Origin of the sequence: Nostoc sp. (assembly GCF_036917375.1) — a bacterium.
Taxonomy (GTDB): Bacteria; Cyanobacteriota; Cyanobacteriia; order Cyanobacteriales; family Nostocaceae; genus Nostoc.
In genome coordinates this window covers 111657-119801 of record NZ_JBALDN010000096.1, presented here as the reverse complement: position 1 = coordinate 119801, position 8145 = coordinate 111657, and the positions used below count along the sequence as shown (strand labels likewise).

At 44.8% G+C, this 8145-nt stretch carries 6 protein-coding genes and 1 tRNA gene; 2 read left to right on the top strand and 5 right to left on the bottom strand.

What is annotated here, in order from left to right:
* Window positions 1-358: 358 nt before the first annotated feature.
* A tRNA-Thr gene (locus V7K45_RS26480) sits at window positions 359-430 on the bottom strand.
* Between the two features lie 33 nt (window positions 431-463).
* Here V7K45_RS26480 and V7K45_RS26475 point away from each other — a divergent pair.
* Window positions 464-757 carry a DUF3493 domain-containing protein gene (locus V7K45_RS26475; protein ID WP_335007931.1) on the top strand — a complete coding sequence of 98 codons (294 nt, stop codon included), beginning with the start codon at window positions 464-466 and terminating at the stop codon, window positions 755-757.
* 353 nt (window positions 758-1110) lie between these two features.
* Here the strand turns inward: V7K45_RS26475 and V7K45_RS26470 are convergent, their stop codons facing one another.
* The gene (locus V7K45_RS26470) at window positions 1111-2805 is read right to left on the bottom strand and encodes a DUF1565 domain-containing protein (RefSeq protein ID WP_335007929.1); all 1695 of its coding nucleotides are present in this window, start codon (window positions 2803-2805) and stop codon (window positions 1111-1113) included.
* Window positions 2806-3100: 295 nt separating this feature from the next.
* Here V7K45_RS26470 and V7K45_RS26465 point away from each other — a divergent pair, with 295 nt between their 5' ends.
* Entirely contained in the window at window positions 3101-3637 is a 537-nt protein-coding gene (locus tag V7K45_RS26465; protein ID WP_335007941.1) for an alpha/beta hydrolase, read from the top strand.
* On the opposite strand, the gene V7K45_RS26460 is transcribed toward V7K45_RS26465, so the two are convergent.
* The 3 genes from V7K45_RS26460 to infB all read right to left on the bottom strand — a co-directional run bounded on the left by V7K45_RS26460 (window position 3634) and on the right by infB (window position 7873).
* Window positions 3634-3831 (bottom strand): hypothetical protein, encoded by a 198-nt coding sequence (locus V7K45_RS26460; RefSeq protein ID WP_335007927.1) that lies wholly within the window; start codon window positions 3829-3831, stop codon window positions 3634-3636. The genes V7K45_RS26465 and V7K45_RS26460 overlap by 4 nt on opposite strands.
* A 151-nt stretch (window positions 3832-3982) precedes the next feature.
* Window positions 3983-4603, bottom strand: coding sequence for a low-complexity tail membrane protein (locus tag V7K45_RS26455; protein WP_335007925.1), 621 nt, complete (start codon window positions 4601-4603; stop codon window positions 3983-3985).
* Between the two features lie 105 nt (window positions 4604-4708).
* A complete protein-coding gene (infB, locus tag V7K45_RS26450; RefSeq protein ID WP_335007923.1) occupies window positions 4709-7873 on the bottom strand; it encodes a translation initiation factor IF-2 in 3165 nt (1054 codons plus the stop codon).
* Window positions 7874-8145 lie beyond the last annotated feature (272 nt).

Genomic DNA, 8145 nt, shown 5'->3' with positions numbered 1-8145 from the left:
AATGAAAAATCTTTGAGATGCTCCACACGCTGATTTTCATTCTTGGGACAATGCTTACTTTACAAGATTTTCAGCCTTAACTGAACCGTATTGAGTTATAAGTTTGCCTTGATTTTTAGCTGCGGCGATGTCTGCGACGGGCAACTCTTAGAGAGGCTACACCAACGCCTACGCTCTCGAATTAGTAGTAAATACCTGAATTCCTGGTACTGTTACATAATCACCATCATTAGTAATAATTTAGGTTTGATGACAATAATTTGTCACAGCGACATTAATCTGTCACCGAAGACAAACAACTAGTCACTGTACAATATGATTTATGTCAAACTTGACTATTGAGCAATACTTTTATCAAAGCCGATGATGGGATTTGAACCCACGGCCTGCTGATTACGAATCAGCTGCTCTACCACTGAGCCACATCGGCGTACACAATCTAAGAGTATAACATGATTTAATCATGGTAGATCAAAATCCCAAAAATCGCCTTAACCCTGAACAGTATGCCAGCCTCAAAGCAGAAATAGCTGCTCCTTTTCGGGGTTTACGACAATTTTTTTACATTGCTTTCGCTGCTTCTGGTTCACTCGGTGCATTCGTCTTTTTCTTCCAAGTACTTGCTGGACGCAATGTTGAGAGTGCTTTGCCTAATTTAGCTCTCCAAGTAGGAATAGTTGCTTTAATGGTTTTCCTTTGGCGCTGGGAACAGCGTCGGCAACAACCCCCCAATTCGGGTAAAAATCCTGATTCCTGAAAGGAGAAATTTTAGCTAGTTAATTTTTGACTACTTTCTTTTGATATATTTTTATATTCTTCAAATTTATTAATGCTTTGATGAAGATTAAAATATCAAGAAAGAAAAAATAAAAAAATTATTAGGAAATCCTAAAAAGCAAAAATTTCTGAGAAAATAGAAATCATTGAAACGGGGTCAGCCAATATAAAGACCCTGACCATAAATCCAACCACATTCAAATGGGGTCAGCTATATTTAAAGACCCCAAATTTTATGTTTAAAAAACCCTAAAATTAATAAAACTCACATTATTTGGAAGCGTCAGACTAAAAAATTATCAGTCTGGCGCTTCCAATTTGCTAACTAGACATTTACTGGGCTGTTACCAAATAGGATGAAGGAATTGGTTGGGCACGTCCAGCATTGACAAGTGCCTGGTAAACAAAGGCAGCAACCTCGGCTCTAGTTGCCTGACGATTAGGATTGAGTTGCTTCACTGTGGGATAATTGATTACTAGTTGCCGTGCAGTTGCCGCAGCAACAGGAGCGATCGCATAATTAGGAATCTGGGCCGCATCGGTGTAAAAGGAAAGGATATTTTGATTATTTGCGGTTAAGCCCAAACCATTAGCTAAAGAGACTAACGCTTGTACTCTGGGAATTTGCTGCTGTGGCTTAAAAGTGCCATCGGGATAGCCAGAAACAAACTGACTTTGGTAAGCAGATTGAATGGCAGCGTAAGCCCAGAAATTGCTTGCTACATCCTTAAACTGAATGGCTGCGCGTTTAGTTGGTGGCTTTAGGGCTTTAGTGACAATAGTGGCGAATTGAGCGCGGGTTACAGGTTCATTGGGTTTAAAGCTGCCATCAGGAAAGCCAGCAATAATATTTTGGGAGGCTAAGGCTTCGATGTAGGTTTTTGCCCAGTAATTTGCTGGCACATCTTTAAAGGCAACAGGACCTCCAGGCGGTACATCAACACTAGCGGCAACAAAATCTACTGAGCCAAAAATCTTTTTCTGATCGATATCGTTACCAACAGCGACAATTTTACTGGTTTTAGTGGCATTGTTCACATCATAACGAGTGTTATTGCGGATAAGATTGCCACCAGGATTTTCGTTAGTGCCAAGGTCGGGTGAAGCGTTGACAGTTGCTACTACTCCATCTCGCTTATTATTTTGAATGACATTCTTACGCAATACGGGCTTGGCTGACTCTGAGATAAAAAGACCGTCTTGGTTTTCGATAATTTGATTTTCTACAACTAGAGGTGTGGAAGTGCCACCGATCGCCAGACCAAAACCAGTATCCTGAAATAAGTTACTCCGAATTTCTCCTTGAGCAGCTTTAGCAATTGAAATCCCATTGCCTTTGTTTTGTACAAAAAGGTTACTTTCAATTTTGGGATTGCCTGTACCCGTAACAAAAACACCTTCTCTGACACTGTTAGTAAAAGTACTGTTTTTGATAATTGGATTAGTTGACTCTACCCACACACCCGTACCCCGGCTATTTGGATTGGTAACGGTGACACCGGCGATCGTGGTATCTTGCTCGGCCAGGATGGTAATGTCCTGTCTGGCAAAGGTGCGACTAGTGTAGAAGCCTCCACCTGTAATCGATATCGCCTGACCTTTTGTAGCTTCATCACCCCGCAGCGTCACCCCTGGTTTAAGTAAAATCGGGAAGGTTTCACCACTTTCTTGGTTATAGTTACCAGGTGCTAATTGAATAACAGCACCTGCTTGGGCTTGACTGAGAGCGAAAGTTATGCTTTTGTAGGGTGCTGCCGAGGTAGCACCAGCACCAGCTCTATCTGCACCAGTTGCAGGATTAACGTAAATCGCTGCGGCAGTTGCAGGAGCTTGGGCTGTGCGAGTTGGGGCGATAGTTTTTGAATGAGTCGCACCAGCATTAACCTCACTAGGTAGTAGTATTGACCCAATAGAAACAACAAGTATTGCTGTTAGCGCAGATCCTACCCGCAAAGTATATCTGAGATGACTGCTGGAAAGAAGGCGAAAATTTTTCGCCAGAGTAATGTGAGAACCCCGATATTTCATTTTTTGAGTCTGTGATGTGCTGAATTACGGTATGTCGAGCAAGGTTAAAGATAACAGCGTTGTAGCTGCTCTAAAACCCATGCAAAACTATACTGGATGATTAGCACTGATTCAGCTAAATTTACTAGAGAGGTTACAGAACTTATACATTAGTTATATTGGGTTATTCAGAAAATTTTCTTAGGGGCACTATGGAGATGAGGCGATTTTTAGTATTCCCTAAAGCTAGATGCTGGAACTAATTCTGCTGGAATACGATCGCAGAAAAAAGCAAACTTATTGGAAATTAGGAAAAATGCATTTTAATTTTTTATGGCTGCGTCGCGTCTTAGTTTTAGTAAGCATTATCTCTCTTCTGTTTTTCTCCACTCCTGCCCTTGCGGCAGAACGAGTAGTCCTGAAGTATGGTATTTTCCGTGAATCACTTTCTGTAGAGGAAATATCCACCTTTGCCCAAACAGGTGAACTCTCAGGTTTACTAAAAGTTAATGTAGCTTTGGCGCGACAAGACCCCAAAGCTATTCGTCAGTATTTAACAAAGCCTGTGAAGGTAAACTCTGTATTTTTAGATAAAGTGCTGAATAGCCAAATTGGTAATATTATTTTGGATCAAATTAGTCAAGTTATTTCTACACCGTCTCAAACAGCAAATCGGCAAGCTTTACGAGCCGCTTTGGTACTTTCTGCGAATCAAGACGGGCAAGTGTCGCTAATTGAAATTATTAAAAATTATCCCACAAATGAAGTGGAAGTTGATGGCGATCGCTTGCAGGGTGCATACCGTCAACTCCGCCGCTTGCAAACAAACCTACAAGATTTATTTGGTCTTTAGTAAGCTAAAGTTTCTAAAGTTTCTCTTAAATACCGTTGTACCTGATGTTCTAAGCGAATTCCCTCTAATTGAGCATCGCGTTCTAGTTGCCAGCGTTGAAAACCTGAACTAGTGGAGATCGCACATTTGAGGCTATACCAAATTTCACTATCGGCAGAAAATTGGCGATCGCTATAAGCTGGAATTTGAGCCATAGTTTCTCATTCCTTTGTTTTAACTTCAACGGTGAATGGGCATTGGGCATTGGGCATGGGGCATTGATTATTAATTCATCTCCCTGCCTTTCCTGCTCCTCTGCTATTTATTTGTAGCTCTTTAAAGTTAAATAATATACTTTACGGGCTACTACGAATCTGTATTCATCCTAAACAAGGATTGCAATAATCGGGGCACGATTTGATTAACCCGCACTCCTAAAATGGTGAAATCTTGCTTAATCTTTTCTAAAGATAATGGCTCTATGCCAGCGAATTCTGTGTCATTAGTCACCAAAACTCGCATTACACTCACAGGTATTTGTAAAAAAAGATTGCCGCCCAAATAGGCTAATCCCGCTAGCACTAGTGCAAGACTGCGCCATTGTGGGAGGAATTTCGCTGAATCTGCTACTAATGGGGCAATTTGGTAAAGATACCACAGTATCCAGACCGACAAGACTGATGCCACCAATGCCAGAATACGATTTGATTTTGTATTAATTAAACAGAGAATTTTTCGCTGCCGCTCAGTCAGATTTTCTGGTTTTTGGGCTATTCCTAAAAGAGCAAATATATAAAAAGGGCGACGCAACTGCATCCATAGCAGGGGGAGAACACCAATGGCGGCAACTAGGAATAGCTCCATCCAAACTGGCAAAAATGGCTCGCCTACAGACAAAAACAATAAGCAGAGTACTAAAAAAACAGGCAACGTCGCCAATCCAGCGACGTGAATCCACAAAATAGGTTCAGAGCGAAATGAATGCATATTATAAAAAATTGTGAGTTAAGAGTTAGGAGTTAAGAATTAGCAGTTTTTAACTCCTAACTCTTAATTTACCACTCCTAACTTCTAACCATTTTACCCCGAACACTATCTCGTTAAGGTGAGAGTGCGGCGCTTTGTAACCATTTGATAGGCTTCGATGATGTCACCTTCAACCCAATCATTGAATTTATCCATGCCGACGCCACATTCATAGCCGGCGTTGACCTCACGAGTATCTTCTTTCATCCGTTTTAGGGAGTCAAGAACGCCTTCATAGATCACCTTACCACCACGTCGCACCCTGACTTTGCAGTTGCGAACTAGCTTGCCAGATTGAACGTAGCAACCAGCAACCGCACCACGACCGACTGGGAAGACGGCACGGACTTCGGTTTGGCCCAAGGGTTCTTCCACCAACTCTGGTTCCAAAAGACCTTCCAAGGCATCTTGGATATCTTCTAGGAGTTTGTAGATGACGTTATATTCCCGGACATCAACACCTGCTTCATCGGCGGCTTGTCTAGCGCCACTGGCAAAGGTAGTGTTGAAGCCGATAATTACAGCATTACTGGCAGCGGCTAAATCGATATCCGTCTCGGTGATTTCCCCAGCAGTAGCCAACAACATCCGAATTTGGACTTCGTTTTGCGGGATTTGCTTGAGCGCTCCCACAATGGCTTCCACCGAACCTTGTACGTCTCCTTTCAAGATCAAGTTGAGTTCTTTCAACTCGCCTTCTTGTGCTTGAGCCGACAGAGTTGTGAGGGTAACACGTCCCTGTAACAGGCGGGATAGGCGTTGTCTGTCTGCGCGATCGCTAGCGAGTGCTCTGGCTTCTTTTTCGTTCTGGAAGACCTCGAACTCGTCGCCGGCTGCCGGCACATCACTTAAACCTAGTACCTCGACTGCAAAGGAAGGAGAAGCAATGTCTACTCTCTTACCTCTATCGTCCACCATCGCCCGGACTTTACCGAAGGCAGAGCCAGCGACTAAGATATCTCCCACATGCAGGGTACCATTCTGAATTAGCAAGGTAGCAACTGCTCCCTTAGCTTTATCCAGATGTGCTTCAATGACAGTTCCTTTGGCGGTGCGATCTGGGTTGGCAGATAGTTCTGCAACCTCTGCTACTAAGAGAATCATTTCTAAGAGCGTATCCAGATTTTCACCTCTGATGGCGCTTACGGGAACCATGATTGTTTCACCGCCCCAGTCTTCTGATGTCAGACCATACTGGGTAAGTTCTTGTTTAACCCGCTCTGGCTGTGCCCCTTCTTTATCAATTTTGTTGATTGCAACTACAATTGGTACTCCTGCGGCTTGGGCGTGGCTAATGGCTTCAATGGTTTGGGGACGGACACCATCATCAGCAGCCACTACTAAGATGGCAATATCTGTTACCCGCGCTCCTCGTGCCCGCATAGCTGTAAAGGCTTCATGACCAGGAGTATCTAGGAAGACTATCTGCTGTGGTTTGCCCTCATGTTCGACATCCACATGGTATGCACCGATGTGTTGAGTGATCCCGCCAGCTTCGCCAGCAGCCACTTTAGTTTTGCGAATTGAGTCGAGCAGAGTTGTTTTCCCGTGGTCTACGTGACCCATAATTGTCACGACTGGCGGACGGCGGTGGAGATATTCTAGGTCTTCTGCACCGACCATTTCCGTGATTTTCCGAGCTTCTGCTTCTCGTTCGACGGTTTCAACTTCTATTTCTAGTTCTTTTCCTACCAGGGTAATTGTGGGAATATCTAGATTTTGAGTGATACTCACCGCCATACCTTTCAGGAACAGGATTTTGACAATCTCTGTATCGGCAACACCTAAAACGTCAGACAGTTCTTGCACAGTCAACGGCCCTGTGATCGTCACTTTTTCGGGGCGATCGCGCTTTGTCTCGGTTTCTTGGCGACGGTTTTGATGGTCGCGCCCACCAGATTTGGAACCAGACCTGGAACCAGACTTTCTGGCTCTTGCAGTTGGGGCGCTAGCAAGGGTTGCACCTGGCATCTGTACAGGTCGAGTCGCTTTCGGTTTGGGAGGACGAGCGATAGAAAGACTGACTTGGACTGTGGCTGGTGAATCTATATCGTCATCATCAAGCAAATCTTCTTCAAACTCATCATCAAGTATGGGTTTGATCCGCTTGCCTTTGACGCCAGCTTTTGCCTTCTCTTTAACTTCGTCAATTATTTCCTCTTCTACCCACTTTTTGCCGCCTTTGGTCGGTCGAGGCGGACTTGGGCGTTTCAAATCGAGGAGATCCGGCGGTGTGACTGGTTCATCACCCAATCCTTGAGATTTGCCCGCTATGCCTGACATCTGTCTGGGTGGAGTAGCGATCGGCATTGCCGCTGCTACTGCTTCACCTGGGCGTGCAGGCCTTGGTCTTTGTCCCTCTCCCAGTTGTGATGGTGCAGATGGTCTATTGCCTCTCTGCTCTGGTCTGCTGGGTGCAGGGGTGGGACGACTTGTCCTTTGTGGCGCACCTGGTGGAGACTGGTCTGTTGGCAGTTTCGCGACTCTTGGCTTAATTTGTTCGCGATCGCCTTCTGCGGGCCGTACCCGTTGGTCGCGCTTGAGGATTGGTTTATCTGCCTGAGATACTGGCGCCTCATCTGCCACCACCTGCGCTTCTTCTGCCGCCGGTCTGGCTGGAGGAGCAACTAATTGTGGTTTGATCGGTTTTTCCGATTTTGGTCTCGGTGAAACTGTTTTTTCCGGTTTTTGGGATGCTATTTTTTCCGGTGCCGGATTTGGATTAGGCGTTTGTTCCAAGTCAGCGATCAGAGGTTGCTCTTGAGTCTCAGATTGAGTCCGGGGCACAGGTCGAGTTGGTGCTGCCGGTTTTTGGGGTGAGACTGGTGTAGCGAAAGGCCGTGGAGGAGAGGGAGGATTAGCTTCAGACAAGGCAGCTTGGGTATTGTTAGCAAGTGACGCCTCTGGGGCGTTGGGAGTAGTATTTCTCAATATTTTGGGTTTGCGTATTTCCAAAATTTGCTGTTTGTGGGGTGCAGCAGGTCGGTTACGTCCGCCGTTGGGTGGTGAATTTGGTTTATGGCTGGTTGTACCTAGTTCCTTTTTGGCTGACACATTTGTGGCTGCAAGCTTTTCTGCTGCCGCCCGGATGTTTTCTGCCTCGGATTCTGAAATCGTGCTGCTATGACTTTTGACCGCAATATCGAGCTGGTCGCAAATTGCTAGTAGCTCTTTGTTATCCAAATTCAATTCCTTTGATAATTCATAAATTCTAACTTTGCCGTTGTTCATCCACTCTTCCCCTTTAATTTACAGTTTTAGCGGATGGTTGCCTGGTTTGCGACATCTCCATCCTTGGATTACTGTTTTTAGACTGCCGTTCAGTTTTTGCCGGTGCCTCCAATCAGGAAAGAGAGATGTTTCGGTTTAATAATGGCATCCCCACCAGGAATGATGGTTGAGGGATACCCATAAAAATTTCTTAAATAAAAGATTTTTATAGGAACCCTTGACGCCGAACTGCGCCTGAGCGCTACCAGGTTGCCATTTTGTAGTTTCTTGTT

Excerpts from the sequence above, each read along its gene's own strand:
- V7K45_RS26475 (WP_335007931.1), top strand. The coding sequence starts at position 464 with ATGGTAGATCAAAATCCCAAAAATCGCCTTAACCCTGAACAGTATGCC.
- V7K45_RS26470 (WP_335007929.1), bottom strand. The coding sequence starts at position 2,805 with ATGAAATATCGGGGTTCTCACATTACTCTGGCGAAAAATTTTCGCCTT.
- V7K45_RS26465 (WP_335007941.1), top strand. The coding sequence starts at position 3,101 with ATGCATTTTAATTTTTTATGGCTGCGTCGCGTCTTAGTTTTAGTAAGC.
- V7K45_RS26460 (WP_335007927.1), bottom strand. The coding sequence starts at position 3,831 with ATGGCTCAAATTCCAGCTTATAGCGATCGCCAATTTTCTGCCGATAGT.
- V7K45_RS26455 (WP_335007925.1), bottom strand. The coding sequence starts at position 4,603 with ATGCATTCATTTCGCTCTGAACCTATTTTGTGGATTCACGTCGCTGGA.
- infB (WP_335007923.1), bottom strand. The coding sequence starts at position 7,873 with ATGAACAACGGCAAAGTTAGAATTTATGAATTATCAAAGGAATTGAAT.